The organism is Phaeobacter sp. CECT 5382 (assembly GCF_001457775.1).
Classification (GTDB): domain Bacteria; phylum Pseudomonadota; class Alphaproteobacteria; order Rhodobacterales; family Rhodobacteraceae; genus Pseudophaeobacter.
In genome coordinates, this window is the sequence record NZ_CYSG01000004.1 from 44,028 (window position 1) to 69,655 (window position 25,628).

At 58.6% G+C, this 25,628-nt stretch carries 21 protein-coding genes and 1 pseudogene; 15 read left to right on the forward strand and 7 right to left on the reverse strand.

What is annotated here, in order from left to right; all coding sequences use genetic code 11:
* The first annotated feature begins 77 nt into the window (after nucleotides 1-77).
* The 3 genes from hisN to PH5382_RS05615 all read left to right on the forward strand — a co-directional run bounded on the left by hisN (nucleotide 78) and on the right by PH5382_RS05615 (nucleotide 2,865).
* Nucleotides 78-872: a histidinol-phosphatase gene (hisN, locus tag PH5382_RS05605; RefSeq protein ID WP_058333386.1), complete on the forward strand. Its 795-nt coding sequence runs from the start codon at nucleotides 78-80 to the stop codon at nucleotides 870-872.
* A gap of 198 nt (nucleotides 873-1,070) precedes the next feature.
* The gene (locus PH5382_RS05610) at nucleotides 1,071-2,411 is read left to right on the forward strand and encodes an 8-oxoguanine deaminase (RefSeq protein WP_058333387.1); all 1,341 of its coding nucleotides are present in this window, start codon (nucleotides 1,071-1,073) and stop codon (nucleotides 2,409-2,411) included.
* A 1-nt stretch (nucleotide 2,412) separates the two neighbouring features.
* Entirely contained in the window at nucleotides 2,413-2,865 is a 453-nt protein-coding gene (locus PH5382_RS05615) for a CAP domain-containing protein (protein ID WP_058333388.1), read from the forward strand.
* Between the two features lie 59 nt (nucleotides 2,866-2,924).
* On the opposite strand, the gene guaD is transcribed toward PH5382_RS05615, so the two are convergent.
* Nucleotides 2,925-4,211: a guanine deaminase gene (gene guaD, locus PH5382_RS05620; protein WP_058333627.1), complete on the reverse strand. Its 1,287-nt coding sequence runs from the start codon at nucleotides 4,209-4,211 to the stop codon at nucleotides 2,925-2,927.
* 144 nt (nucleotides 4,212-4,355) lie between these two features.
* On the opposite strand from guaD, the gene mgtE reads away from it, so the two are divergent.
* The 5 genes and pseudogenes from mgtE to PH5382_RS05645 all read left to right on the forward strand — a co-directional run bounded on the left by mgtE (nucleotide 4,356) and on the right by PH5382_RS05645 (nucleotide 9,862).
* A complete protein-coding gene (gene mgtE, locus PH5382_RS05625; RefSeq protein ID WP_058333628.1) occupies nucleotides 4,356-5,747 on the forward strand; it encodes a magnesium transporter in 1,392 nt (463 codons plus the stop codon).
* 9 nt (nucleotides 5,748-5,756) lie between these two features.
* Entirely contained in the window at nucleotides 5,757-6,320 is a 564-nt protein-coding gene (locus PH5382_RS05630) for a 5-formyltetrahydrofolate cyclo-ligase (protein ID WP_058333389.1), read from the forward strand.
* A 125-nt stretch (nucleotides 6,321-6,445) separates the two neighbouring features.
* Nucleotides 6,446-7,264: a TIGR00282 family metallophosphoesterase gene (locus PH5382_RS05635; RefSeq protein WP_058333390.1), complete on the forward strand. Its 819-nt coding sequence runs from the start codon at nucleotides 6,446-6,448 to the stop codon at nucleotides 7,262-7,264.
* 208 nt (nucleotides 7,265-7,472) lie between these two features.
* Nucleotides 7,473-9,249, forward strand: a pseudogene (locus PH5382_RS05640) (SLC13 family permease).
* A 196-nt stretch (nucleotides 9,250-9,445) separates the two neighbouring features.
* Nucleotides 9,446-9,862 (forward strand): YbaY family lipoprotein, encoded by a 417-nt coding sequence (locus tag PH5382_RS05645; RefSeq protein ID WP_058333391.1) that lies wholly within the window; start codon nucleotides 9,446-9,448, stop codon nucleotides 9,860-9,862.
* Between the two features lie 212 nt (nucleotides 9,863-10,074).
* On the opposite strand, the gene PH5382_RS05650 is transcribed toward PH5382_RS05645, so the two are convergent.
* Together PH5382_RS05650 and PH5382_RS05655 are read right to left on the reverse strand one after the other, a co-directional pair.
* Entirely contained in the window at nucleotides 10,075-11,745 is a 1,671-nt protein-coding gene (locus PH5382_RS05650; RefSeq protein ID WP_058333392.1) for an FAD-binding dehydrogenase, read from the reverse strand.
* A gap of 125 nt (nucleotides 11,746-11,870) precedes the next feature.
* Nucleotides 11,871-13,646, reverse strand: coding sequence for an SLC13 family permease (locus tag PH5382_RS05655; RefSeq protein WP_058333393.1), 1,776 nt, complete (start codon nucleotides 13,644-13,646; stop codon nucleotides 11,871-11,873).
* Between the two features lie 158 nt (nucleotides 13,647-13,804).
* Here PH5382_RS05655 and PH5382_RS05660 point away from each other — a divergent pair, with 158 nt between their 5' ends.
* Nucleotides 13,805-14,545 carry a YebC/PmpR family DNA-binding transcriptional regulator gene (locus PH5382_RS05660; protein WP_058333629.1) on the forward strand — a complete coding sequence of 247 codons (741 nt, stop codon included), beginning with the start codon at nucleotides 13,805-13,807 and terminating at the stop codon, nucleotides 14,543-14,545.
* 66 nt (nucleotides 14,546-14,611) lie between these two features.
* Here the strand turns inward: PH5382_RS05660 and PH5382_RS05665 are convergent, their stop codons facing one another.
* From PH5382_RS05665 to PH5382_RS05675, 3 genes are all read right to left on the reverse strand, one after another.
* Nucleotides 14,612-15,460, reverse strand: coding sequence for a COG3904 family protein (locus tag PH5382_RS05665; RefSeq protein WP_058333394.1), 849 nt, complete (start codon nucleotides 15,458-15,460; stop codon nucleotides 14,612-14,614).
* Between the two features lie 25 nt (nucleotides 15,461-15,485).
* Nucleotides 15,486-16,178: a nitroreductase family protein gene (locus tag PH5382_RS05670; protein WP_058333395.1), complete on the reverse strand. Its 693-nt coding sequence runs from the start codon at nucleotides 16,176-16,178 to the stop codon at nucleotides 15,486-15,488.
* Nucleotides 16,179-16,242: 64 nt separating this feature from the next.
* A complete protein-coding gene (locus PH5382_RS05675) occupies nucleotides 16,243-17,136 on the reverse strand; it encodes a LysR family transcriptional regulator ArgP (protein WP_058333396.1) in 894 nt (297 codons plus the stop codon).
* Between the two features lie 118 nt (nucleotides 17,137-17,254).
* Here PH5382_RS05675 and PH5382_RS05680 point away from each other — a divergent pair, with 118 nt between their 5' ends.
* The 3 genes from PH5382_RS05680 (at nucleotide 17,255) to PH5382_RS05690 (ending at nucleotide 19,992) form a co-directional block, all read left to right on the forward strand.
* Entirely contained in the window at nucleotides 17,255-17,860 is a 606-nt protein-coding gene (locus PH5382_RS05680) for a LysE/ArgO family amino acid transporter (protein WP_058333397.1), read from the forward strand.
* 113 nt (nucleotides 17,861-17,973) lie between these two features.
* Nucleotides 17,974-18,894: a DMT family transporter gene (locus PH5382_RS05685; RefSeq protein WP_255354092.1), complete on the forward strand. Its 921-nt coding sequence runs from the start codon at nucleotides 17,974-17,976 to the stop codon at nucleotides 18,892-18,894.
* A gap of 111 nt (nucleotides 18,895-19,005) precedes the next feature.
* Entirely contained in the window at nucleotides 19,006-19,992 is a 987-nt protein-coding gene (locus tag PH5382_RS05690) for a DUF1036 domain-containing protein (RefSeq protein WP_197410001.1), read from the forward strand.
* 125 nt (nucleotides 19,993-20,117) lie between these two features.
* On the opposite strand, the gene betI is transcribed toward PH5382_RS05690, so the two are convergent.
* Nucleotides 20,118-20,693, reverse strand: a complete 576-nt coding sequence (gene betI / locus PH5382_RS05695) for a choline-binding transcriptional repressor BetI (protein WP_058333400.1) — start codon at nucleotides 20,691-20,693, stop codon at nucleotides 20,118-20,120.
* 158 nt (nucleotides 20,694-20,851) lie between these two features.
* On the opposite strand from betI, the gene PH5382_RS05700 reads away from it, so the two are divergent.
* From PH5382_RS05700 to betA, 3 genes are all read left to right on the forward strand, one after another.
* Nucleotides 20,852-22,060 (forward strand): BCCT family transporter, encoded by a 1,209-nt coding sequence (locus PH5382_RS05700; protein WP_058333401.1) that lies wholly within the window; start codon nucleotides 20,852-20,854, stop codon nucleotides 22,058-22,060.
* A 200-nt stretch (nucleotides 22,061-22,260) separates the two neighbouring features.
* Nucleotides 22,261-23,718 carry a betaine-aldehyde dehydrogenase gene (betB, locus tag PH5382_RS05705; protein ID WP_058333402.1) on the forward strand — a complete coding sequence of 486 codons (1,458 nt, stop codon included), beginning with the start codon at nucleotides 22,261-22,263 and terminating at the stop codon, nucleotides 23,716-23,718.
* 158 nt (nucleotides 23,719-23,876) lie between these two features.
* Nucleotides 23,877-25,532: a choline dehydrogenase gene (betA, locus tag PH5382_RS05710; RefSeq protein WP_058333403.1), complete on the forward strand. Its 1,656-nt coding sequence runs from the start codon at nucleotides 23,877-23,879 to the stop codon at nucleotides 25,530-25,532.
* The last annotated feature ends 96 nt before the right edge of the window (nucleotides 25,533-25,628 follow it).

Genomic DNA, 25,628 nt, shown 5'->3' on the forward strand with positions numbered 1-25,628 from the left:
GAACCGGTGCTGCGACAGTGGCACCGGTTTTTTCGTGGCGCGTGCGGGCGTCAGGATTCATTTTGCGGTGGGGTATCATGACGGAAACAGCTTTGAGTGACATGCAGGTTGCGCATCAGTTGGCGGATGCGGCGCGCGCAGTGATCTTGCCCTATTTTCGCCAGGCGGGGCTCGGGGCTGAAAACAAGCTGGAGGCTGGCTTTGATCCGGTGACCGTCGCTGATCGTGCCGCCGAAGAGGTGATGCGCGAGCTTCTCGCTGAGCTGCGCCCAGGCGACAGTATTCTTGGCGAAGAATTCCCCCCCTTTGCAGGCACATCTGGGCGCACCTGGGTACTAGATCCGATTGACGGCACCCGTGGCTTCATCAGTGGCACCCCGACCTGGGGGGTTCTGATTGCCCTGTCAGAGGCTGCTGGCCCGGTTCTCGGTGTTATTGATCAACCCTACATCGCCGAACGGTTTTCCGGCAGCCAGGATGGGGCAGAAATGACTGGTCCATTGGGGACAAAGTTGCTCAGCTGCCGCGCCACGAGCTCGCTATCAGAGGCGGTGCTTTTTTCCACCTTCCCAGAGGTAGGCACCGCCGAAGAGGGGGCCGCGTTTCGCTGTGTTGCGGATCAGGTCAAGCTTACCCGCTATGGAATGGATTGCTACGCCTATGCCCTGCTGGCCGCAGGCCAGATTGATCTGGTGATCGAGGCCGGGCTCAACGCTTATGACATTCAGGCGCCCATAGCGGTGATCGAGGCGGCAGGTGGCATCGTCACCGACTGGCGAGGTGGCCCCGTTCATGACGGCGGACGTGCCCTTGCTGCTGCCACGCCAGAATTGCACGCGGCCGCACTGGAATTGCTGAACTGGCGGGATTGAACTGGTAGGATCGAACTCGCAGATTGAAATGGGAGTCTGCCAGCAGGTTTCCGCGGATTTACTCAGCGAAATGAAACGGGCTTGAGACCCAAAGGCGATTTGGGATATTTGATATCTCAGGTCGAGTCCTTTGCCCGTTCTCTGTCGACCTCTTTGCACCTCCATGAACCGAGTCGGGCCTAAATGGAGTGTGCTGTGATGGGTGAAATCCTCATTCAAAATGCCGATACCGTCCTGACTATGGACGATGACAAGCGGATCCTGCGCCAGACGGACGTTCTGATCCGGGATGGCCAGATTGCCGCTATTGGGCAGGGGCTGACGACCAGTGGAGAAGTCATTCGCGCTGAAGGTTGTGTGGTGACACCGGGACTGGTGAACACCCATCACCATCTTTACCAGAACCTTACCCGCGCTGTGCCGGGCGCGCAGGATGCACTGCTGTTTGGCTGGTTGCAGCGGCTTTATCCGATTTGGAGCCGTTTTGGTCCGGAAGAAATGTTTATTTCGGCCCAGCTGGGACTGGTGGAACTGGCCCTGTCTGGCTGCACGTTGAGTTCCGATCACCTGTATCTCTATCCCAATGGGGCCCGTCTCGAAGACACCATTCATGCGGCAGCCGAGGTCGGCCTGCGCTTTCACCCCACACGGGGTGCCATGAGCATTGGCGAAAGCAAAGGCGGTCTGCCACCAGATCATCTGGTTGAAGAGGAAGCCGCCATTCTTGAGGATATGATCCGGGTGGTTGACGGCTTTCATGACGCCTCAGAAGGATCCATGTGCCGGGTCGGTCTGGCGCCCTGTTCGCCATTTTCCGTCAGCCGTGAATTGATGCGCGACACGGCCCTGCTGGCGCGGGACAAAGGCGTGATGCTGCATACTCACCTGGCGGAAAACGACGAGGACATCGCCTATAGCGAGGCACAGTTCGGCTGTCGCCCCGGCCAATACGCCGAAGACCTCGGCTGGACCGGGCCTGACGTCTGGCATGCCCATTGCGTCAAATTGAACCCGCGCGAGATCGATCTGTTTGCCCGCAGCCGAACCGGTGTGGCGCATTGCCCCTGTTCCAACTGTCGGTTGGGGTCGGGCATTGCGCCGGTGCGCCAGATGCGGGATGCGGGCGTGCCGGTGGGCCTGGGCGTCGATGGCTCTGCCAGCAATGACATGGCAAATCTGGTCGGTGAGGCGCGCCAGACCATGCTGTTGCAGCGTGTGGCTCAGGGCGCTGACGCCATGAGCGCCTATGAGGCGCTGGAGATCGCTACCCGGGGCGGGGCAGATGTGTTGGGGCGACCCGACTGTGGTCGGCTTAGCCCGGGAAAACGTGCCGATCTGGCGATCTGGGATGTGACAGGTGTTGCCTCCAGTGGCAGCTGGGATCCCGCAGCCTTGCTGCTGGCAGGACCAAACCAGGTGCGTCACCTGATCGTCGAGGGCCGCTCGGTGGTTCGCGATGGGCAGGTCACCACACTGGATCCGCCGCGCCTGCTGGAGCATCATCACCGTCTGGCGCTAAAGCTGGCCGAAGGGGGATAACATGCGGAAGTCCATTCGGACGATCATTCTCCTGATCCCCTGCCTGCTGCTCTTTGCCGGTTCTGCCCTTGCGGCAGGGCCGAACCGCGACGCTGCCATGGCGGGTCTGAATGCACTGCGGGTGAAGCACGGGCTGGCACCGCTCAGCTATTCGCGCAAACTGGAAAAAGCAGCACGCCGCCACGCCAAGGATATGGCGCGGGGCGGTTTTTTCTCTCACCAAGGGAGCGATGGCAGCCGCATTGGTGATCGGGTACGCGCGGCGCGCTATCGCTGGTGTGCCGCGGCTGAAAACATCGCCAAAGGCCAGCCAAGCCTCGCCAAAGTCCTGACCAGCTGGGCGCAGTCCCTGGGGCATCGCAGAAACATGTTGCATCCAGAGGTCACAGACTTTGCGCTGGTGCGCGAAGTCGGCAATATCTGGGTCATGGTTCTGGCGCGTCCTGGCTGCTAAGCTGAACAGCCAGTTTGAGCGACAGGCCGAATGCTAGGGGCCGAGACTAGTTTTCAGTCTCAGACACACTGCCCGTTGATCCAGACCTCGGTGATTGCGCGGTCATCGCCCATCATCAGAGTGGGAAAAACGGCTTCCCACAGATCCTCGGCGCGGGCCGCACGCTGGGCAATTGCTGGGGTGGAGGCCAGATCAAGAACTACCAGATCCGCCTCCATGCCAGGGGCGATATTGCCGATCTTGTCTTCCATGCGCAGTGCTCTGGCCGATCCCTGTGTTGCCAGCCAAATCAGCTCTGCCGCATGTAGCGGCCTGCCGCGCAGCTGGCCGACCTCATAGGCGGCGGCCATGGTGCGCAGCATCGAAAAACTGGAGCCACCACCGGTATCTGTGGCCAGACCAATCCGCTGGCCCTCGGCCATGAGGCCCCCCATGTCAAACAGGCCGGACCCGATGAAGGTATTCGAGGTCGGGCAATGTATCAGCGCGGCGCCAAAGTCGCGCAGCCGGTGGCGTTCGCGCTCTTCCAGGTGGATGGCATGACCATAAAGACCGCGCGCCCCCAAGAGGCCGAATTCCTCGTAGGTATCCAGATAGTCACGGGCCTGTGGGAAAAGCGATTTGACCCATTCGATCTCATCAACCTGCTCGCTCAGATGGGTCTGCATCAGGCAATCGGGATGTTCAGCCCAAAGTGCGCCCAGAGCCGCCAGCTGATCTGGCGTCGAAGTGGGGGAAAAGCGTGGCGTGATGGCGTATTCAAGACGGTCCACACCGTGCCAGCGTTCGATGAGGGCTTTGCTGTCGTCATAGGCGGACTGCACTGTGTCGCGCAGCCCTTCGGGGGCATTGCGATCCATACAGGTCTTGCCTGCCGCCACGCGCTGGCCGCGCGCCTGGGCTGCAGTGAAAAAGGCGTCGACGCTTTCGGGATGGATGGTACAGAAACTACAGGTCGTGGTGGTGCCATTGGCCGTTGTCAGATCCAGATAGCGATTGGCAATCTCAGCTGCATAGCCCGGATCTCCAAAGCGCATCTCTTCGGGGAAGGTATAGCTGTTCAGCCAATCGATCAGCCGTTTGCCCCAGCTGGCGATGATCGCGGTCTGGGGGAAATGTACATGGGCATCGACAAAACCGGCCAAGATCAGTTTGGTGTCATGATCAATGACGTCTGCCTGCGGCAGAAGGGCCTGCATTTCAGCCAATGTGCCAAGGCCTGCAACCTTGCCGTCGCTGATCGCCATGGCCTCGTACAGGCGCGTGGCGGCCTCTGGCTGGGCGCTGGCAAATGGCGAGCCCTGAAAAGACAGCACATGTCCGCGAAGGATGAAATCACACTGCATTCCGGGCATTCGGGGTTTCCTTTTCTTGCCAAATCGCGCCGCTCAGGATACGCGCCGCAGGTACGTCGGTAAATTATGTCATTGTCATTGTTTTCCGGTAACTGCTTCTTCTATTTTGCAACCAATCTTATCAAAGGGCAGCAAATGAGCACAGGCGACGATACCCTCAGAAGTGATCAGTCCAAAGATGATGGCTATATCCTAGACAGAAAACTCGTCGCCAGGATCCTGTTTGCGGTGGATCGCAACGACAAGGCGGGCCTTACGGCACTGATGGAGGATCTGCACGCGGCGGATATCGCTGACCTTCTGGAGCAGATCAATAGCCATGACCGGACCCGCCTGATCCGGCTTTTTGATCGCGAATTCGACGGTGAGATTCTATCTGAACTGGATGAAAGCATCCGCGAAGAGGTGATTTCGACCCTCAACCCGACGGTCCTTGCCGATGCTGTGCGGGATCTGGAAACCGACGATGTAGTTGATCTGCTCGAAGATCTGGAAGAGCCGCAACAGGAAGTCATCCTTGATGCGCTGGAAGACTCCGACCGGGTCGCGGTAGAGCAATCTCTCAGCTACCCGGAGAATTCCGCCGGCCGTCTCATGCAACGCGAAGTGGTGATGGCGCCGGATCACTGGAATGTTGGCCAAGCCATTGATTTCATGCGCGAGTCCGAGCATCTTCCAGAACAGTTTTATCATATGATATTGGTCGACCCACGCCTGCATCCGGTTGGTAATGTGACCCTTGGCCGGATCATGGGTACCAAGCGCGAGGTGCCGCTGTTGGAACTGTTGGAGGAGACCTTTCAGGTCATTCCCGCAGATCAGGACGAAGAAGATGTCGCTTATGCCTTCAATCAGTACCACTTGATTTCTGCGCCGGTGGTCGACGCCGAAGGGCGTCTGGCCGGGGTCATTACCATTGATGACGCCATGGCAGTGCTGGATGAAGGCCACGAAGAGGACATCCTGCGCCTGGCCGGTGTGGGCGAAGAGAGCTCACTGGCAGACAGGGTGATAGAGACCACCAAACGTCGTTTTCCCTGGCTTGCGGTCAATCTGTTCACAGCTATTCTGGCCTCTGCCGTGATTGCCCAGTTTGAGGCGACAATTGCCAGTTTTGTGGCCCTTGCCGTATTGATGCCGATCGTTGCCTCCATGGGGGGGAACGCGGGAACCCAGTCGCTGACCGTCGCGGTTCGCGCCATGGCGACTCGTGACCTTACCGGATCGAACGTCTGGCGGGTGATCCGGCGTGAGGTGTTGGTGGGGTTGGTCAACGGGCTCATATTTGCTTTTTTTATGGGGCTTGTAGGGGTGATGTGGTTTGGCTCACCCGCGCTGGGCGGGGTGCTCGCTGCCGCAATGGTGATCAATCTGGTCGTCGCTGGGCTGGCAGGTACGGTGATCCCTGTTCTACTTGAGAAGATGGGGATCGATCCGGCGCTGGCCTCCGGCGCCTTTGTGACGACAGTGACGGATGTGGTTGGTTTCTTTGCCTTTCTGGGCCTCGCGGCCTTGGTACTGCTGTAGGAGACCACCATGAGCGACCTTACCGAGATAAAGTCAGCGGCCCGCAAGGCAGCTTTTGCACGGCGCAAGACTGCCTTTGATCTCAATATCCCCGGCGCGGCGGGGCACCTCTCCGAGGTCATTGCGGGCTATCGCGGCGTGCCATTGTCAGGCTTTGTGCCGATCCGCACCGAAATCGAGCCGCTGCCCGCCATGGCCGAAGCCGCAGCCCACGGCCCTGTCGGGGTACCCGTCATTCAGGGCAAGGGCATGCCGTTGAAATTCAGCCGCTGGCAACCGGAGGGCGAGATGCGCGACGGGCCCTTTGGCGCCAAGGTGCCGCTGGTCGATGACTATTTTGAGCCGGAAATCCTGATCGTGCCGCTGGTGGCCTTTGATGTTCAGGGGGGGCGACTTGGATACGGCGGTGGCTTTTATGACCGCACGCTGGAGCTGCTGCGCAGCAAACGCCCGACGCTGGCGATCGGTTTTGCCTTTGATGCACAAGAGGCCGAAGCACTGCCGCTGGAGGCGACAGACCAGCCGCTGGATATGGTGATAACTGAGAGCCGTATCCTGCAATTTGGCCACTAGACAGGATGATAGACTAGGCGATCCTTGGCTCGCGGCGGCGGAAAACGCATCAATTGCTGCAAAAAGCGTTGTGGCACTGGCGGCAACCTCTTGTTCTGCGGCCTTGCGCAGCCTAGGAAACGCAGATGCGAATTCTGTTTCTAGGCGATGTGATGGGCCGCGCCGGGCGCCGCGCCATCACCGAGAACCTGCCCCGTCTGCGGCAGGAATGGCGGCTCGACTTTGTTGTGGTCAATGGCGAAAATGCCTCCAATGGCATGGGGCTCAGCGCGGATCATGCCAAGCTGTTGCTGAATGCGGGGGCTGATTGCCTGACGCTGGGCGATCATGCCTTTGACCAAAAGGACATGCTGCAGTTCATCGAGAAAGAGCCGCGTATCATCCGACCATTGAATTTTGCCAAGGGCGCGCCTGGACGCGGCTATCGGCTATTTGACGCGCCTGGTGGACGCAAGGTGCTGGTGACACAGGCGCTGGGGCAGGTCTTCATGAAACGCGCCTTTGATGATCCCTTTGGTGCGGTCGAATCGGTGCTGAAATCACATCCGCGTGGCGGGCTGGCACAGGCCATCATTGTTGACATGCACTGCGAAGCGACCTCGGAGAAAATGGCTATGGGGCATTTCTGCAATGGGCGCGCCTCGCTGGTGGTGGGCACGCATACTCATGTTCCAACGGGGGACGCGCAGATCCTGTCCAATGGCACCGGTTATCTGACGGATGCGGGTATGTGCGGTGACTACAATTCGGTCATTGGCATGGAAAAGGCCGAGCCGATGCGCCGGTTTTTGACTGGCATGCCCAAAAGCCGCTTTACCCCGGCTGAAGGCGAAGCAACCCTTTCCGGCGCATTGGTGGTCACAGATGACCGCACTGGCGAAGCCAAGGAAATTCATATGGTGCGCAATGGGGGGCTGTTGCAGCCATCCGGGCCGCAAAGCTGATCTTCACCTGGCGAAAATTTGAGATGATCTTTCCTGGAACAGTCCGGAATTGTTGTAAAAGTCCTTCATGCCGGGACAGGGAGCCTGTCCTGGCATGAAACGCTTGCTCCGCCTTGGGCGATGGGGGAAACTCATCGCTGGTCGGAGCGGCCTGCTGGTTTTCCAGCGGTGCTTTGCTTCGGCACCAATTTGAAGGCAGTCGGCACGTATGGATCTGATCAACTTTTCCCAAAACGGCAGTGCGATCCTGACTTTGGCCATTGTCAGCCTTATGTTTGTGGCCTTCCTGCGCGAGATCTACCCCACCGAAGTGGTCGCCATGGCCGGGGTCTCGCTGATGTTGATCACCGGTGTACTGCCTTACGAAAACGCCCTCGCGGTGCTGGCAAACCCGGCACCGTGGACCATTGCCGCCATGTTCATCATCATGGGCGCGCTGGTGCGGACCGGGGCGTTGGATGCTTTTACGGCGCGCGCGCAAACAGGCAGAGGTCAGCCCGAAACGCGCGATTGCTTTGTTGATGGTCTTTGTGGTCACCGCCTCGGCTGTGGTTTCGAACACACCTGTCGTGGTGGTGATGATACCGGTGTTTGTACAGATATCACGCACGCTTGGGGTTTCCTCTTCGAAGATGCTGATCCCGCTCAGCTACGCGGCCATTCTGGGTGGCACACTGACCCTGATCGGCACCTCGACCAACCTGTTGGTGGATGGGGTGGCACGGGCGCAGGGGTTGGCGCCGTTTTCCATCTTTGAGGTGACGCCACTGGGGCTGGTGCTGGTCGTCTGGGGAATGATCTATCTGCGTTTCATCGCGCCACGTCTGCTGCCGGATCGCGACAGTATGGCAAACCTGCTGAGTGACCGGTCAAAGATGAAGTTCTTTACCGAAGCGGTGATCCCGCCGGAGAGTAATCTGATTGGCCGTGAAGTCACCGGGGTGCAACTGTTCAAACGCCCTGGTGTGCGCCTGATCGACCTTGTGCGCGGTGACATTTCGCTGCGGCGTAACCTGAAAGGTGTAGAGCTGCAGGTTGGCGACCGCGTCGTTTTGCGCACTGAGATGACCGAACTTCTAAGCCTGCAGACCAACAAGGAGCTGAAGCGGGTGGATCAGGTTTCAGCGGTCGAGACCAAGACGGTTGAAGTTTTGATCACACCGGGTTGTCGGCTGGTGGGACGCTCGCTAGGGGCGATGCGTCTGCGCCGTCGTTACGGGGTTTACGTACTGGCCGTGCATCGGCGCAATCAGAATATTGGTGTGCAGCTCGATGATTTGGTAGTCCGCGTTGGTGACACGCTGCTGCTGGAAGGAGCGCCAGGTGATATCCAGCGTCTGGCGGCAGATACGGATATGGCGGATGTCTCACAGCCGACCCAGCGCGCCTATCGGCGCAGCCATGCGCCGCTGGCCATTGTCGGCCTGTTGTCGATCGTGGCGCTGGCAGCACTGGGGGTCGCGCCGATCTTGATGCTTTCGGTCATTGTGGTTGCTCTGGTGCTGATCACCCGCTGCATCGATGCGGACGAGGCGTTTTCCTTTGTTGATGGAAGACTTCTGGCGCTTATCTTTTCCATGCTGGCCATTGGTGCCGCTCTGCAAAGCTCCGGAGCGGTGAGCCTGATTGCCAATGCCATCGCACCGTCCCTGACGGGGTTGCCACCCTTCGTTCTAATCTGGGCGATCTATCTTCTGACCTCGGTGCTGACAGAGCTGGTGTCCAATAACGCGGTGGCGGTGGTGGTGACTCCTATTGCCGTAGGTCTGGCACAGGCGATGGGGGTGGACCCCCGGCCGCTGGTGGTGGCGGTCATGGTTGCGGCCTCGGCCTCTTTTGCGACCCCGATTGGCTATCAGACCAATATGCTGGTTTATGGCCCCGGCGGCTACAAATTCACCGACTTCCTGCGTGTCGGTATTCCGTTGAACTTCAGCATCGGGCTTTTGGCCTCGGCGATCATTCCCTTTCTCTGGCCGTTGTAGGAAGGGACTTATCAGTAAGCCAGCGCCGTAGCTAAACGTGTTGCATGGATTGCCTATGGGCAAAACTTCGCCGAAATTTCAATGTGCTGGGTGTAAACGACGAGCCCCGTTCCCATATCATTTTAAACGCTTTGCCACAAATAAGCTTGCCGCAGAGGCCAGTTCGTGAGGCGTGTCAGTGAGGGAGAGCAGTTCCATGACATTCAGACGTGGGTTCCTGGTGGGACTTCTGGCGCTTGCTTTGACCATAGCGCTGGTGTCACGGGTCTTGGCCGGAGAGCTGTCAGGCTCCGTCACCTATCATGAGCGGATCGCCGTTCCGCCCAAGGCCCGTCTGCGGGTGGAGTTACGCGATGTAACCATCGCGGATGCGCCTGCACCGCTGCTTGCAGCGGCAGAATACCCTCTGTTGGGGGTGCCTGCGCGCTATCATCTCAGCTTTCATGATCGGGAGATCTTACCGGGGCACAGCTATGCGGTTTCCGCCCGGGTAACTGTTCAAGGCAAGCTGGTGTTCGTCAGCGACACTGTGGTGCCTGTGCTGCCCAAGGTGCAAGGCGAGATGAAGGATCACGCTGATATCCTGGTACGTCTCGTCCCACAGATAAACTGACACCCAAAAACCGATCGCTGAAGAGAGCGTGTGCAGACGACGCAGCCTGCAAAAGCTAGCCGCCGCGCAGCGGCACGGCGCCGGGCCCAAGGGAAAAGCCTTTCAACAAGATGGCCGCATCTGCGTGGGAGGGCTTTGTGCGCTGTTAACCACTGGCTTTTGAACAGGGAGGCGATGCCTTGGGAGCGGATCTAGTAACTACGCCCTCACTTTCAGGCGATGATATCTGATCGTCCGGCCTGACGGCCTGAGAATATGCAGCCGCCAAGAAAACTACCCTCCAGCGCATTGTAGCCATGATAGCCGCCACCGCCAAACCCCGCAGCTTCGCCAATCGCAAACAGGCCTGGAACCGCTGCGCCATCTGCTCCAACCATCTGACTGTCGAGATTGGTCTGCAAGCCGCCCAGCGTCTTGCGTGTCAGAATGTTCAGGCGCACCGCAATTAACGGGCCGTTTTTGCGGTCCAGAATACGATGTGGTTTGGCGGTGCGGATCAGCCGGTCGCCGCGATAATTGCGGGCGGCATTGATGGCGATGACCTGTGCGTCTTTGGAAAAGGGATTGTCCATCTGGGCATCGCGGGCCTCGATCTGGCTTCGCAGATGCGTCTCATCTAGGGGCACCTTGCCAATTCGGTTCATGCCCGAGACCAGCTCGGACAGGGTCTCAGCTACAACAAAATCGGCGCCATGCTTTTTGAAAGCTTCGACCGGGGCCGGGGCACCACCGCGTGACAGCAGGCGGGACCGGATCACCTCCATCCATTTGCCAGAGGTCAGATCGGGGTTCTGTTCCGATCCTGACAGGGCAAACTCTTTTTCGATGATCTTCTGGCTGAGCACAAACCAGCTGTAGTCATGTCCGGTTTTCAGGATCTCTTTCAGGGTTGCCAGCGTGTCGAACCCTGGCAGGCAGGGGGCCTGCAGCCGGTCGCCCAGGGCGTCGAACCACATCGACGAAGGGCCTGGCAGGATGCGAATACCGTGGTTGGGCCAGATCGGATCCCAATTGCGCAGCCCTTCTGTATAATGCCACATGCGGTCGCCATTGATCACATGGCCACCTGCGGCTTCTGCGATAGGGATCATCCGCCCATCCACATGGAAGGGCACACCCGCAACCATGTTTTCGGGTGGCTCGCCCAGACGGTCGCGCGGCCAGTTCTTGCGCACCAGATCCAGATTGCCACCGATGCCGCCAGAGGCGATGATCACCGAGGGCGCGTAGACTTCGAATTCGCCGATCTCCTGTCTGTTGGTCTGTGCGCCCTGCGGCGCGCTATCCGCAGCCAGCACTTCGCCGGAAACACCTTTGACTTCACCGGCCTGAATAATGATATGGCTGACCTGATGACGGAACCGGGTTTTGACCCGCCCGGCACTGATATGGGCCTGCAGGCGGCGGGCAAAAGGGGCAACGACACCGGGACCAGTGCCCCAGGTGACGTGAAAGCGCGGGACGGAATTGCCGTGGCCTTCGGCGGTGCTGCCACCGCGTTCGGCCCAGCCTACCACCGGGAACCAGCGCATCCCCATGTCATGCAGCCAGGGCCGCATTTCTCCGGCAGCAAAATCAAGATAGGCGCGGGCCCATTGCCGGGGCCAGTGGTCCTCGTCGCGATCAAACTGGGCACTGCCTTCCCAATCGCGTCGGGCCAGATCATGGCAATCGGTCACCCCCATGCGCCGTTGCTCGGGTGTGTCAATCATGAACAGGCCGCCAAGGCTCCAGTGGGCTTGGCCGCCTAAAAACTGTTCGGGTTCCTGATCCAGCAGGATAACCTGCTTGCCGCGATCACCAAGCTCGCAGGCGGCGGTCAAGCCGGCGAGCCCGGCCCCGACAATGATCACATCTGCGCTGTTTTGCGAACCGTCCGCCATTTGTGCCTCCAAATCCTGCTGTGAGCTACAGCCTATGCGCAGGTTGTGCTTTGGGGCAATTCTTTCGCTCCCCGATAGCACACTGCCGTCAGGTCATCAGTGCTGCCATCAGGCGGAAGGGGCGCTCACAGTGGCCAGAACAACAGGATCGAGGGGATCGAGACCGCAATGACCAGAATTTCCAGCGGCAGGCCAATCCGCCAATAATCGCCAAAGTGATAGCCACCGGGGCCAAGTACCAGCGTGTTGTTCTTGTGGCCAATTGGGGTCAGGAAGGCCGCCGAGGCCGCAACGGCCACTGCCATCAGAAATGGGTCCGGGGACACTCCAAGCGTATTGGCCATCTGAATGCCGACCGGGGCGGCGACAATGGCAGTGGCAGTGTTGTTCAATACATCCGACAGCGTCATCGTCACCACCATCAGCACTGTGAGAACCATCCAAGAGGGCAACCCCTGCGTAAGGTCGATCAGGGCGGTGGCAATCAACGCCGTGCCGCCCGAAGCATCCAGCGCAGCCCCCAGCGGGATCATCGACCCCAAAAGCACCACCACCGGCCATTCCACGTGGTCATAGATTTCTGCGACTGGCAGGATTTTGGTCAACACATAGGCAACCACCACCAGTCCCAGCGCCACCGGCAGATAGATAAGCCCCAGAGAGGCGGCCAATACGGCCAAGGCGAACAACCCGATCGCGGCCCAGGTCTTGTCATTGGCAGTAACGGCAAGGCCGCGTTCTGCCAGCGGCAGACAGCCCAGCCATTCGGTGACATCGGCACCGTGGTCGCGCGGGCAGAGCAGCAACAGGATATCTCCGGCCTCGATTTCGCTCTGGCGGATATGGTCTGTCATGCGCCGCCCCTGGCGGGACAAACCCAGCAAAACGGTGTTTTGTCGCCAGGCCAGCCCCAAGGATTGCGCCGAGCGACCATTGATGCGGGCGGTTTCCGGCACCACCACCTCGATCAGCTCAAGACCTTCGCCTGCGGCTGTCAGCTTTTCCTGGCGCGCGGCGTCGGCAAAATCCAGCTTCAGAGCGGTGCGGAATTCATCCAGGGCTTCAGGGGTGGCTTCGATCACCAGCGCATCGCCTGCCTTCAGCAGGGAGCCGGCAGCACGGCCATAGCGGCGTTTGCCATCGCGGATCAGCCCCAGAATGGCAATATCAGCCTGTTCGGCCTCTTTGTCGAAGGCGCCCAATCGTTTACCGATCAGCTCTGATCCTTCTGGCACAGTGAGTTCGGCGATGTAGTCCGCCAGCTGGGCTTCGGAATTGCCTGCACCGGTGTCGCGCTGTGGGATCAGGCGCCAGCCTACCAGCGCCACAAAGATCAACCCTGCGATGGCGGCAATACCACCAACGGGGGCGAAATCGAACATGCCAAACGGCTCCCCCAAGGTTTCCTGTCTGATCGAGGCGATGATGATATTGGGCGGGGTGCCGATCAGCGTCGCCATGCCGCCCAGAATGGTGGCAAAAGACAGTGGCATCAGACTGAGCCCGGGCGCACGCCCTGCTTTGCGCGCCGTCTGTATGTCGACAGGCATCAGCAGAGCCAGTGCTGCGACATTGTTCATGAACGCCGAAAGCACCGCACCAATGCCGCCCATCAAGGCGATATGGCCGCCCAATGAACGCGAGCTGTCCACCAATGTCCGGGTGATCAGAAACACCGCGCCGGAACGCACTAGCCCGGCCGAAACTATCAGCACCAGTGCCACCACCAGCGTCGCTGGGTGGCCAAATCCGGCAAAGGCGTCTTTGGTCGGGATCAAGCCCATGACCACGGCGACCATCAGGGCGGAAAAGGCGACAATATCATAGCGGTAGCGCCCCCACAGCAGGAGGGCGAAAACGGCGGCGAAAATGGCGAAAAGCGCGGTCTGTTCAAATGTCATGGCGCCACTTTAGCGCCTGGCACGGCAGGGACAAGCGGCCATTGAGGACCCCGTAGGGGCAGGCTTGCAGGCGCAGTGGGACAGGAGTGCTTGAAAGCAGGTGCCCGAGGAGGCTATATGAGCGCCAATTAATGCATGCACGTTACAAAGGATCTACCATGGCAGGCCATTCAAAATGGGCAAACATCCAGCATCGCAAAGGTCGTCAGGACGCTGTGCGGTCAAAACTGTTTTCCAAACTGGCCAAGGAGATCACCGTGGCCGCCAAGATGGGCGACCCGGATGTCGATAAAAATCCCCGTCTGCGCATGGCCGTCAAAGAAGCCAAAAGCCAGTCTGTGCCCAAGGATGTGATCGACCGCGCCATTAAAAAGGCCATCGGCGGTGACGCTGAAAACTATGATGAAATCCGCTACGAGGGCTATGGCCCCAGCGGCGTTGCCGTCATTGTCGAAGCGATGACCGACAATAAAAACCGCACTGCCTCCACCGTGCGCTCGACCTTCTCCAAGAACGGCGGCAACCTCGGCGAGACAGGGTCGGTTGGGTTCATGTTCGACCGCAAGGGCGAAGTGACCTACAAGGCAGAGGTCGGCGACGCCGATACCGTGATGATGGCCGCCATCGAAGCCGGCGCCGAGGATGTGGAATCCTCTGAAGATGGCCATACCATCTATTGCGCCGACAGCGACCTGAATGATGTGTCAAACGCTCTGGAAGCGGAGCTGGGTGAGTCTGAGTCGACCAAACTGGTTTGGAAGCCGACCACCACGACAGAGATGGATCTTGAAGGCATGCAAAAGCTGATGAAGCTGGTGGATGCGCTGGAAGATGATGATGACGTCCAGCGTGTCACCACCAATTTTGAAGCCTCCGACGAAGTGATGGCGCAGCTCTGAGACGCCACCTCAATTTGAAAGAAGACAAAAAGCCCCCGAGGTCCTCGGGGGTTTTTTGATTTCAAATTATGGCTTTGGGGCCAGAACACCGGCTGCGGCCAAACGCTTCTTAGATGGCTGCCAAAGATCGCTGGGCGCTGTGGCAAAGATCCGGTCAATAAAATCGGCAGAGATCCCCTGTCGCAGCAGAGATGCGCGGTCTTTGGCCTGCTCCTTTGCAAGGTCGATCTGCGGCAGGCTGCCAAAATGTTCAAGCGCGTAGCCGTGAAATCCAAGCCTGGCCCCAGCCGCCAATCTGCGGCTCTCTCCGGCGACAAAGATCAGGGTGCAGGCCGAGGCACAAAGTCCCAGTGCTTCGGTTTCGATGTTATGCGCCTGCAGCAGGCTTGCAGCGCCACGCGCCTCATAGATCAGGCCACCGGGGCTACTTAGCTGCAGTTTTTGCAGCTCAGGGTGTTGCTCTAGCAGCGCTTTTAGTCGCTTGGTCAGCCCAAAAGTCACCGTGCCGTCAAAGTGCAGGCTGGTTTCATCCTCTGACAGGGTCAGGGAATACTGGGCTGCACGCGCCAGGTTGCGCTGTTCGGCATAGCTAAGGCCTTCTGCTGGTCGGTGGGCGATCAGGATCGCTTGCCACCACAAAACCACAGAGGCGAGAATGAAAAACAGCAACACCAAATAGCCGCCCCAGACAGGTGCCATGGCACCGGAGCCGCGCATATGGGCATCCGCGCTGCGCAGATGTGCCCGTGCAGCCCAAAGCAGCAAAAGCGCATCAACAGCGATCAGGCCCCAAAGCAGGGCAGGTGGCAGTTGCACCAGTTGGTTCAGCCCCCACCAGATCAGCAGGGCACCTCCACGTGGCACTATCAGATGCCAGACCAGACTGCCTGTCAAAGACTGCGCAGCCCGGCTCATGCGGAAAGAAATGCTTGTAATGCGGTCATTCAAACACCGTCGAGATCTCTTCCAGCGGTTTTTTCAGCTTTGCAACACTGGGCACCTTGGCCTCTGCAGCGGGATGGCCGACTGCAATGATCATTGTGGGCTTTTCCGACGCTGGTCGCCCCAATGCGGTATTGAGAAACTTCATCGGGTTGGGCGTATGTGTCAGGCTGCAAAGCCCCGCCGTATGAAGCGCCGCGAGAAGGAAGCCGGTGGCGATATTGACGCTTTCGGGGACGTAATAGTTCTTATAGCGGCTGCCATCGTCGAACTCTCCCCAGCGCTGGGCAAAGACCACAATCAGCCAGGGCGCGGTTGTCAGGTGCGGCTTGTCCTCATTGGTGCCAATCGGCTCCAGCGCCTTTATCCATTCATCCCCGGCGCCCCCGGCATAGAACCGGCGTTCTTCCTCTTCCGCCTCGGCGCGGATCTGTTGTTTCAGCGCCGGATTGGCGATGGCGACGAAATGCCAAGGCTGGTGGTTAGCCCCGGAGGGCGCTGAGCCTGCGCACCGGATGCAGCTTTCGATCACACTGCGCGCCACGGGTTGGTCGGTGAAATCGCGCACGGTGTGGCGACGCTGCATATGGGCGAGAAACTCATCCGCATGTGACTGCATTTCTGCGGGCGCATAGTCAGTGCGGTCAGGCAGCGGTAAAGGCGCGTAGGCGAGGGCGGATTTGGCAAACATGCAGTATCGTCCTAGTCATTTGATTTGTCACCAAAGGCACGGGCTCTGGCGGAAGCGTCGGGTTTCACGAGGGCGGCTGGATCAGGTGATCCCGTGCTGAGCTTAGCACTGCCTTGGTCAGGGGCACCAGCGCCGGGGCCATAACGCGGCTCACCTGCCAGGTCAGCGCGATGTCGAGTGCTGCATCCGGCAAAAGTGGCACCAAGTCACCCGAGGCAAGCGCCGGTGCAACCAGACCAACAGGGTTCATGCCCCAGCCCAGCCCGGCACAGGCGGCATCTGCAAAGCCCTGGGTCGATGGCAGGAAATGCGCAGGCGGGCTGAGTCCTTTGCCAAAATTCTGTTCCAGCCAGCGTTGCTGCAATGCGTCCTTGGCATTGAAGGTGAGACAGGGGGCCTGGGCCAGGGTTTCTCGCGTTGGTCCCTGCGCAAAATTCCGCGCCATATAGGCCGGGCTGGCGGTCGCAATATAGCGCATCGCCCCCAACGGGTAGGCGTCGCAGCCGGGGCTGGGTTTGTCATGGGCGGTGACGGCTGCAGAGACCTCGCCGCGCTTCAGCCAGTCGGCGCTGTGGTCCTGATCGTCGATGACAAGGTCAAACAACAGGTCCGGCGTGGCCGCCATCGCCGGGATAAACCAGGTGGCTAGGCTGTCAGCATTGATGGCCGTGCGCAGATGTGGCGATGAGCTGACGTCGCCATCAAGCATCAGCTCCTTGGAAACCAGCCCCTCGAGCAGGGCGATATCTTCCGCGTGTTTGGCCAGACGCAGCCCGGCATCAGTGCCACGACAGGGCAGGGCGCGTTTTATCAGGGCTGTGCCCACGCGCTCTTCCAGCGCCTTGATACGCTGGGACACCGCAGAGGGGGTTACTGACAGGTTATGAGCCGCGGCCTCAAAGGAGCCAAGGCGCAGCACCGCAGCCAGTGCGGCCAGATGGTTCGGATCAAATTTCATTAGCCATACTTAATCAAGGTTATCATAATTAAATTTACTACACTTGTGCGGGGGGCTAGTCAAAGCCAGTAACTCATTGCATGGCCCTGGTCTGCGTAGAACCTAAGGATGGCGCACTATGCACCCAAGTCTTCTCTCCGGATTTGTCCTCGGCTTTAGCCTTATCCTGGCTATCGGCGCGCAGAACGCTTTTGTTTTGCGTCAGGGGCTGCGGCGTCAGCATGTGTTGCCCATTGTGCTGACCTGCGCGGCCTCTGATGCACTGCTGATCGCGGCGGGGGTGCTCGGCTTTGGTACACTGGCGGTGCAACTGCCCTGGTTTGAGCCTGTGATGCGCTTTGGCGGTGCAGCCTTTTTGCTCTGGTACGGGACCCGCAGCCTGATTGCGGCCTGGAAAGGTGGCGAAGCGCTGCTCAGCGAGGAGGGCGAGACCGCAGAGCGCGCGCTGTGGCCGGTGCTGGCCACGGTTCTGGCGCTCACCTGGCTCAACCCGCATGTCTATCTGGATACGGTCGTTCTATTGGGATCGATTTCCTCGCAGGATCCGGATCCTTTGGTCTTTGGGATCGGGGCGGTGATTGCCAGCTTCACCTTCTTTTTTTCGCTGGGCTATGGCGCCAGCCTTCTGGCGCCGGTATTTGCCCGCCCCCGGGCTTGGCAGGTGCTGGATGTCATTGTTGGTCTCACCATGTGGGCGATTGCAGCAAAGCTCGTGCTGCTTTGAGAGGGCGAGCATGCCGCAGTCCGGTCATTGTCTTAAGTAGAGCTTTCCCTCAAATGAGGTAATTGTCTTGTGAAGGGTTGTGCCGACCTTGCTTTGGGTGTTCTGTTCTTGCCATGAGCGCGATGACAGATATGCAACCCCGCCAGGACAATCCTCTTCGAGGAGCATTCTGGATGCTGGTGACGGGACTGTGCTTTGTCGCCGTGACCGCCTTGGTGAAGTTTCTTGGTCATCGAATCCCACCTGCGCAATCTGCCTTTTTACGCTATCTTCTGGGGTTGGTTTTCCTGATCCCAATGGCGGGAGCGCTGCGCCGGGTGCAGCTGACACCGCGGTTGTGGCTGCTGTTCGCAGGACGGGGCGTTGTGCACAGTGGCGGTGTGATCCTGTGGTTCTTTGCCATGACGCAGATCCCCTTGGCCGAGGTGACGGCGATGAATTATCTCTCGCCCGTCTATGTCACACTGGGGGCTGCCCTGTTTCTGGGCGAAAAGCTGGCAACGCGGCGGCTGGCAGCGGTTGCGGTGGCTCTGGTCGGAGCGGTGATCATCCTGCGGCCGGGATTTCGTGAAATCTCTCCGGGGCATATTGCCATGCTGTTCACGGCCCTGGCTTTTGGGGCCTCTTATCTGTTGGCAAAATTCACTGTCGATGGCACCAATCCGACGGTTGTGGTCGCCATGCTGTCGATCTGGGTCACGCTGGGTCTGGCGCCTTTTGCCTTGGCTGTTTGGGTGACCCCCAGTTTTGAGGAGCTGGCGATACTTTTTGCGGTCGCCTGTTTTGCCACCGCCGGCCACTTTACCATGACTTTGGCCTTTGCCGCAGCCCCGGTGACGGTGACCCAGCCAGTTACCTTTCTTCAACTGATTTGGGCGACATTGCTCGGAGCTTTGGTTTTTGCTGAACCGGTAGATATCTGGGTCGTCTTAGGTGGCGGTCTGATTTTGGCGGCGATCAGTTTCATAACCTGGCGTGAGGCGGTGCTGAAGCGGCGGGCGATAACCCCCCCTGATACTGCAACAAAAGTGTAGTTTTCGTATTTGTGTTACAATCCAAGTGTAGGACCATGCTTTGGCGAGGGTGCAGGGGTTTCGAATATGGAAAGGCAGGGTGCCAGGTGTGGATTTGCTTTGGCTTTTTGGATGCTGTGGCTGGTCAATCCGGCTTGGGCAGACTTGGAAATCTGCAATGACACGTATGACTCGCAGTCCGTTGCGATTGGCTACAAACTTGACGGGGGCTGGGTTTCAGAAGGCTGGTGGCAGCTGGAACCAGAGGCCTGCGTCAGTCCGATCCTTGGCCCGCTCAAGTTCCGCTTTTATTACTACCTCGCTCAAGGCGATGGCTGGAAATTTGATCATGATCGGGTCTCGTTCTGCACCCAAGCCGACGTCTTTACGATCCGAGGCGACGGTGGTTGTGAGCAGCGCGGCTATGACAGATCCTATTTTGCAAAGATTGATGTCGGCAAAGGGGCTGCGGGTTATACGCAGCTGGTCGGCGAGCATTCAACGTTATCCAGCAAAGGCGCCGAGAGCGAAACGGCCCAGCCCGCCGAGGGTGTTTGGGGTATTCCTTATCGTGGTGAGGCTATTTTCCATGGCTGCACCTCATTGTTCCAGCGCGCCAAACGGACTTGTTTCTTTGTCGGGGGTGGTCGGAAATTTAATGTTTTGGAGGATGGTCGGACCTCGGAAGAGATTTTCGAGGTCATTGATCTGCTGGCCCCCGGAGACCCCGTCCGGCTGGAAGGGGACTGGGCCGGGCGGTTCGATACCACGGTAGATGTGGTGCTGCGCCATCTGGAAACCCGCCCGGCCAATGCAGAGGACCTGATCCTGAAACGCCTGCAGGGCAATTGGTATTCGGTGAAGGATGCCAATGACCAATTCAAGGTTTTTGGTAGTGGCCGCCAGAACAGCTACGATGGCTCGCTTACCTCCATGGAATATCTGTCGGTGATGCGCTACTGCGGCGAATTCGACTCCGAAGGGCCATATCTTTATACGTGGGACAGCCAGGGAGGAACCGGTCTTTGTTATGTCGTCAAGGAACTGACTGACAATGATCTGGTCCTGAATTACCTCCCCAGGGGCACTGAATTGCGCTACCGCAAACTGGGCCCCTAGGGACGACTCTGGCCTCCCCGGGGTTTCCATGCCGAAGCACCGCTTCGATGCGGGACCTTGCCGCCGGGCGCATGGGGCCGATCAGTGAACACTCGAACCAGCGCGATGCCCAGGTTCAGCTGCCGTCATGAGAGGGTGAGATCGACCACGCGATGGGCATCATTTCGTGCCGTTTCGGGGTTGAGCCTGTCGTCCGATTGCGCCGCCTGAAGCCAGACACCATCCATATAGCACTGCAGGGCCCGGCGGGCTGTCTCGACACGGTCTGCGGGCAGCAGATTGGTCAATTCGGCGCGTACATGGCTGCTGACGCGGCTGCGATTGATTCGATGCAGACGTGACAATCGCGGGGAATACGGCGCGTTGGCCCAGAACTGCATCCAGATGCTGCACTGAGGCACGGTGAAAAGTGCATCGGAAAAATTGGCATCCATCACCGCATAAAGCCGCTCCTTTGGCGTGTCTGCCTTTGCGTAACCTTCAATCATGGCGTGGCGCAACTTTCGCAGCAAATGCCGCATTGTGGCCTCCATCAACCCTTCCTTGGATCCGAAGTAATAGTTGATCGAGGCCGCTGACGCTCCGGCTTCGCGTGCAATTTCCGCCATTGTAACAACAGAGTAGCCGCGTTCATGCACCGCCACGATGGTGGCTTCGATCAGTTCTTCGTTGCGAATGTCTCTAATACGTTTTCTTCCCATGATGCAGTTTTGCGCCAGCTGCGTTCAGGTTTCAACTGTTGTTATTGTCACGCGGAAACTTGAATGGCTGTTCAGAATTGTGTTTGGTCAATTTGATTTCCATGTTAAAAATCTCTCCCATGTTCTAGGGCGACGACAGCCCGTCATGGGAGGGACATATGACACTCATCATTTCTGCAGGTGTTTTGCTGGCGTTTGCGCTGGTAATCTTCTGCACCATCAAGTGGTGGAACGTGAGCAACGTCGGCGTGACGCCGGTGCATCTGTTCACCTTCATCGCAATTCTCTTCACCTCTGGCCTGGATGTGGGACTGATCATGTTTCCGCTGGCCTGGGATTTCCCGCTTTATGCGGATGTGGCGACCGAGCCTGCCTACGGGTTCACCAACCCGCTGGCGCTTGAATTCGGGTTCTGGGGCTTTCTGATTTGGGGCTTCTATTTCCTGACCACATTCTACTTCTGTGTGATCGAACCCCGGGTGAAGTTCTTTGAAATTCCACTGGTCAAATGGATCAACAACATCGTCATCATCGGCACCTGTGCCTTTACCGGTGCGTTGTTTCTTGTTTATCTGCCATATTATGCCACCTTCATGGGCGACGGCGAGACGGTGATCCCGGCATTCTATGTCATCACCTTCCTGGTTATCCTGTTTGCGGCGTTCTCTTCGACCGACATCAAATACGTACGAATCCTGTCCGTTGGATCAACAGCGCTGTTCCTCGCCCTGATCCTGGGCATGTGGGCCTATGCAGGTATGGGGCTGGGAGAACTTGCGAGTACTGCAGGCGATATTGGTGGCTATTTTGCCAATATCCACAAGTTCATCCTGCCGCTGACCGACTACCACGAATTCTACCTGTTCTGGTGGTTCGCCTGGTCGATCATGATTGGTCAATTCACCTCGCGCTTTGTCGGAGGTTTGAAAACTTGGCAGGTGCTGGCCGCGCTGCTGGTGTTCCCGTCGATCCCGCTGGGGATCTGGTTCTCGGTTCTGTATTACTATCACCTGAACAGCATTGAGACGACGCTGCTGATCAATGTGTCGATGGTGATTGTGGGCATTATCTTCGTGATCAACTCGTTTGACTCGCTGATCCGCCTTTATACCGACAACCTGAACCTGTCTGCCAAACGCTTTGGGACCATTCCCTATGTGCTTGGCAATGCTGTGGTGCTGTTTGGCCTGACGCTGGCCTTTGAAAGCCAGTGGCTGCAGATCCAGTGGATCGGCACCGTGGTGATTGGCATCTATATCGCTTGCCTCACCTATATCGTGGTCGCAAAGCGCAGCGAAGTGATGGCGATTTCATCCTCGCCCGAGGAAAACACCCTCGATTTCCACCGGATCGATTCCGTTCACTAACCCTATGACTTTCCCGCCCCCCGAGATTTCGGGGGGCGGCCTTTTGCTGATTGAGAGAGCCTTGAGATGACAGAGCGTTTAAACCTGATCCTGACCTGTGGTCGGTCGAGCAGGACGCCGCTCGCTGATCTCTGTCTGCGCACTTCAGTCCCCGCCTTTCGAACCTCTCCTTCTTCGTGACCTAAAACAAAGAGCCCGACATGACCCATCCAGCAAAACCCACCGCCAGCCATTTCATCAACGGCGCCTACGTCGAAGACACCAGCGGCACGCCGATCCCGGTGATCTATGCCGCCACCGGTGAAGAGATCACAAAAGTCTATGCGGCAACCCCGGCCATCGTCGAGCAGGCACTTGCCAGTGCAAAAGCGGCGCAAAGTGCCTGGGCCAAGATGACAGGGACCGAGCGCGGCCGCATCCTGCGTCGCGCCGCTGATATCATGCGCGAGCGCAACCACGACCTTTCGGTTTTGGAAACATATGACACCGGCAAACCACTGCAGGAAACGCTGGTGGCGGATGCCACATCCGGTGCCGACGCACTTGAATACTTCGGCGGCCTGGCCGGCAGCCTGACCGGTGAACATATCCCCTTGGGTGAAGACTGGGTCTATACCGTGCGCGAAGCCCTTGGCGTCTGCGTTGGCATCGGCGCCTGGAACTACCCGACCCAGATCGCCTGCTGGAAGGGCGCACCTGCACTGGCCTGTGGCAACTCCATGGTGTTCAAACCGTCGGAAACCACGCCGCTTTGTGCGCTGAAGGTGGCCGAAATCCTGCATGAAGCAGGCCTGCCTGCCGGGGTTTTCAACGTTGTGCAGGGCATGGGCGAAGTTGGTGGCGCACTGGTTACAGATCCGCGCGTCGACAAGGTTTCGCTCACAGGATCGGTACCAACCGGTAAAAAGGTCTACGCCGCCGCCGCTGAGGGTATGAAGCATGTCACCATGGAGCTAGGCGGCAAATCACCCATGATCGTCTTTGATGACGCCGATATCGACAATGCCGTGGGGGGCGCCATAAACGGCAACTTCTACTCGTCTGGCCAGGTCTGCTCCAACGGCACGCGGGTGTTTGTCCAGAAAGGCATCAAGGAGAAATTCCTGGCCCGTCTGGCTGAACGGGTCGGCAATGCCGTGATGGGCGACCCGATGGATGAGGCCACCAGCTTTGGCCCTATGGTCACCAAAAACCAGATGAACATCGTGCTGGGCTACATTGAAAAGGGCAAGGCGGAAGGTGCACGTCTGATCTGTGGCGGCAATCGTGCCGATCAGTCCGGCTGGTTCATTGAACCCACCGTCTTTGCTGATGTGACGGACGACATGACCATCGCGCGCGAAGAGATCTTTGGCCCGGTCATGTCGGTTCTGGATTTCGACACCGAAGAAGAAGTTGTGGCACGTGCCAATGATACCGAATTCGGTTTGTCAGCAGGGGTCTTCACCAAGGACTTCACCCGTGCACATCGGGTGATCGGAAACCTGGAAGCAGGCAGCTGCTTTATCAACTCCTACAATGACGCCCCCGTCGAGGCGCCGTTTGGCGGGGTGAAAGCCTCTGGGGTAGGGCGTGAGAACTCGAAAGAGGCGATCAAGAACTTCAGTCAAGTGAAATCGGTCTATGTGCGCATGGGCGATGTCGAGGCTGCGTTCTGATTGCCCTTTGGGACAACGCCCACCCACCCGCCCCGTTGCCCCAAAGGGCAATAGGTTCGGTGTTTGACGAGACCCTGCTGAGGGCGCTGTGCGTCCTCAGCAGACCCTGACCAAGTATGAGGCGGCTTTGTTGCGCAGCCAGCTGACGGAGAGAAGTGATGAAAGCGGATTATGTGATTGTCGGTGCAGGTTCTGCGGGCTGTGCCATGGCTTACCGGCTGTCGGAGGCGGGCAAGACCGTTCTGGTGATCGAACATGGCGGCACGGATGTAGGGCCGCTGATTCAGATGCCCGGTGCGCTGAGCTATCCGATGAATATGTCGCTTTATGATTGGGGCTACAAATCGCAGCCTGAGCCGCATCTCGACAACCGCGAACTGGTCACACCGCGTGGCAAGGTGATTGGCGGCTCGTCTTCGATCAACGGAATGGTCTATGTGCGCGGCCATGCCGGCGACTACAACCACTGGGCTGAAAGCGGTGCGCAGGGCTGGTCCTTTGCCGATGTGCTGCCCTACTTCAAGCGTATGGAAACCTGGAATGCGCGCGGGCAGGGCGGCGATGCGGATTGGCGCGGTAAGGATGGTCCGCTGCATGTCACCCGAGGCCCTCGCGATAACCCCCTGCATGACGCCTTTGTTTCGGCCGGCGCCCAGGCCGGGTATCCGGTCACCGAAGACTACAATGGCGAGCAGCAAGAGGGTTTCGGCCCGATGGAGATGACGGTCTACAAGGGGCGGCGCTGGTCGGCGGCAAATGCCTATTTGCGCCCGGCACTGAAGCGGGACAATTGCGACATGATCCGCGCGCTTGCCCGGAAGGTGGTGATCAAGGACGGGCGCGCCACAGGTGTCGAAGTGGAACGTGGTGGCAAAATCGAAGTGATCGAGGCTGGGGTGGAGGTCATTCTGGCGGCAAGCTCTCTCAACTCTCCCAAATTGCTGATGCTATCAGGTATTGGCCCGGCCAAACATCTGGCTGAACATGGCATCGAAGTGGTGGCGGATCGTCCCGGCGTGGGCCAGAACCTGCAAGACCATCTGGAATTCTATTTTCAGTTTGCCTCTAAACTGCCGATCACCCTGTTCAAGTACTGGAATATATTCGGCAAGGCCTGGGTCGGTGCGCAGTGGCTGTTCAGCAAGACCGGACTGGGGGCCTCAAACCAGTTTGAAAGCGCCGCCTTCATCCGCTCGGATAAGGGGGTGGACTACCCTGACATTCAATATCATTTCCTGCCGATTGCGGTGCGCTATGATGGCCAGGCTGCAGCCGAAGGACATGGGTTTCAGGCGCATGTGGGACCGATGCGTTCTGACTCGCGGGGCGAGGTCACCCTGGCCAGCGCCGACCCTAAAGATGCGCCGAAAATCCAGTTCAACTACATGTCGACGGAAAAGGACTGGATCGATTTTCGTAAATGCGTGCGTCTGACTCGGGAAATCTTTGCTCAGGATGCGATGAAACCCTTTGTCAAACATGAAATCCAGCCCGGGGGAGCGCTGCAAAGCGACGAAGAGCTGGACGGGTTTATCCGCGAGCACGCCGAAAGTGCCTATCATCCCTGCGGCACCTGCAAGATGGGCGCACTGGATGACCCGATGGCCGTGGTCGATCCGGAATGCCGGGTGATCGGGGTCGAGGGGCTGCGCGTTGCAGATAGTTCGATCTTTCCGCGGATCACCAATGGCAACCTTAACGGGCCTTCCATTATGACGGGCGAGAAAGCATCAGATCACATCTTGGGCCGTCGCCTGCCATCCTCCAATGCTGAAGCCTGGTTTCACAAGAATTGGCAGGAGAGACAGCGCTAAAGGCATCTGCCTCTTTTACCGAAAAAGAAAACCGTCCCAGCTGTTATCGGTTGGGACGGTTTTTCTTTGGTCGAATCGTGCGCGTAGATGGGATCG

Coding starts and splice junctions, on each gene's coding strand:
- PH5382_RS05665 (WP_058333394.1), bottom strand. CDS start 15,460: ATGAGCCGGGCTGCGCAGTCTTTGACAGGCAGTCTGGTCTGGCATCTG.
- PH5382_RS05630 (WP_058333389.1), top strand. CDS start 5,757: ATGAGCGACCTTACCGAGATAAAGTCAGCGGCCCGCAAGGCAGCTTTT.
- PH5382_RS05615 (WP_058333388.1), top strand. CDS start 2,413: ATGCGGAAGTCCATTCGGACGATCATTCTCCTGATCCCCTGCCTGCTG.
- PH5382_RS05655 (WP_058333393.1), bottom strand. CDS start 13,646: ATGACATTTGAACAGACCGCGCTTTTCGCCATTTTCGCCGCCGTTTTC.
- PH5382_RS05635 (WP_058333390.1), top strand. CDS start 6,446: ATGCGAATTCTGTTTCTAGGCGATGTGATGGGCCGCGCCGGGCGCCGC.
- betB (WP_058333402.1), top strand. CDS start 22,261: ATGACCCATCCAGCAAAACCCACCGCCAGCCATTTCATCAACGGCGCC.
- PH5382_RS05675 (WP_058333396.1), bottom strand. CDS start 17,136: ATGAAATTTGATCCGAACCATCTGGCCGCACTGGCTGCGGTGCTGCGC.
- hisN (WP_058333386.1), top strand. CDS start 78: ATGACGGAAACAGCTTTGAGTGACATGCAGGTTGCGCATCAGTTGGCG.
- PH5382_RS05700 (WP_058333401.1), top strand. CDS start 20,852: ATGACACTCATCATTTCTGCAGGTGTTTTGCTGGCGTTTGCGCTGGTA.
- PH5382_RS05610 (WP_058333387.1), top strand. CDS start 1,071: ATGGGTGAAATCCTCATTCAAAATGCCGATACCGTCCTGACTATGGAC.
- betI (WP_058333400.1), bottom strand. CDS start 20,693: ATGGGAAGAAAACGTATTAGAGACATTCGCAACGAAGAACTGATCGAA.
- PH5382_RS05650 (WP_058333392.1), bottom strand. CDS start 11,745: ATGGCGGACGGTTCGCAAAACAGCGCAGATGTGATCATTGTCGGGGCC.
- PH5382_RS05685 (WP_255354092.1), top strand. CDS start 17,974: ATGAGCGCGATGACAGATATGCAACCCCGCCAGGACAATCCTCTTCGA.
- PH5382_RS05680 (WP_058333397.1), top strand. CDS start 17,255: ATGCACCCAAGTCTTCTCTCCGGATTTGTCCTCGGCTTTAGCCTTATC.
- betA (WP_058333403.1), top strand. CDS start 23,877: ATGAAAGCGGATTATGTGATTGTCGGTGCAGGTTCTGCGGGCTGTGCC.
- guaD (WP_058333627.1), bottom strand. CDS start 4,211: ATGCAGTGTGATTTCATCCTTCGCGGACATGTGCTGTCTTTTCAGGGC.
- PH5382_RS05660 (WP_058333629.1), top strand. CDS start 13,805: ATGGCAGGCCATTCAAAATGGGCAAACATCCAGCATCGCAAAGGTCGT.
- mgtE (WP_058333628.1), top strand. CDS start 4,356: ATGAGCACAGGCGACGATACCCTCAGAAGTGATCAGTCCAAAGATGAT.
- PH5382_RS05645 (WP_058333391.1), top strand. CDS start 9,446: ATGACATTCAGACGTGGGTTCCTGGTGGGACTTCTGGCGCTTGCTTTG.
- PH5382_RS05670 (WP_058333395.1), bottom strand. CDS start 16,178: ATGTTTGCCAAATCCGCCCTCGCCTACGCGCCTTTACCGCTGCCTGAC.
- PH5382_RS05690 (WP_197410001.1), top strand. CDS start 19,006: ATGCTGTGGCTGGTCAATCCGGCTTGGGCAGACTTGGAAATCTGCAAT.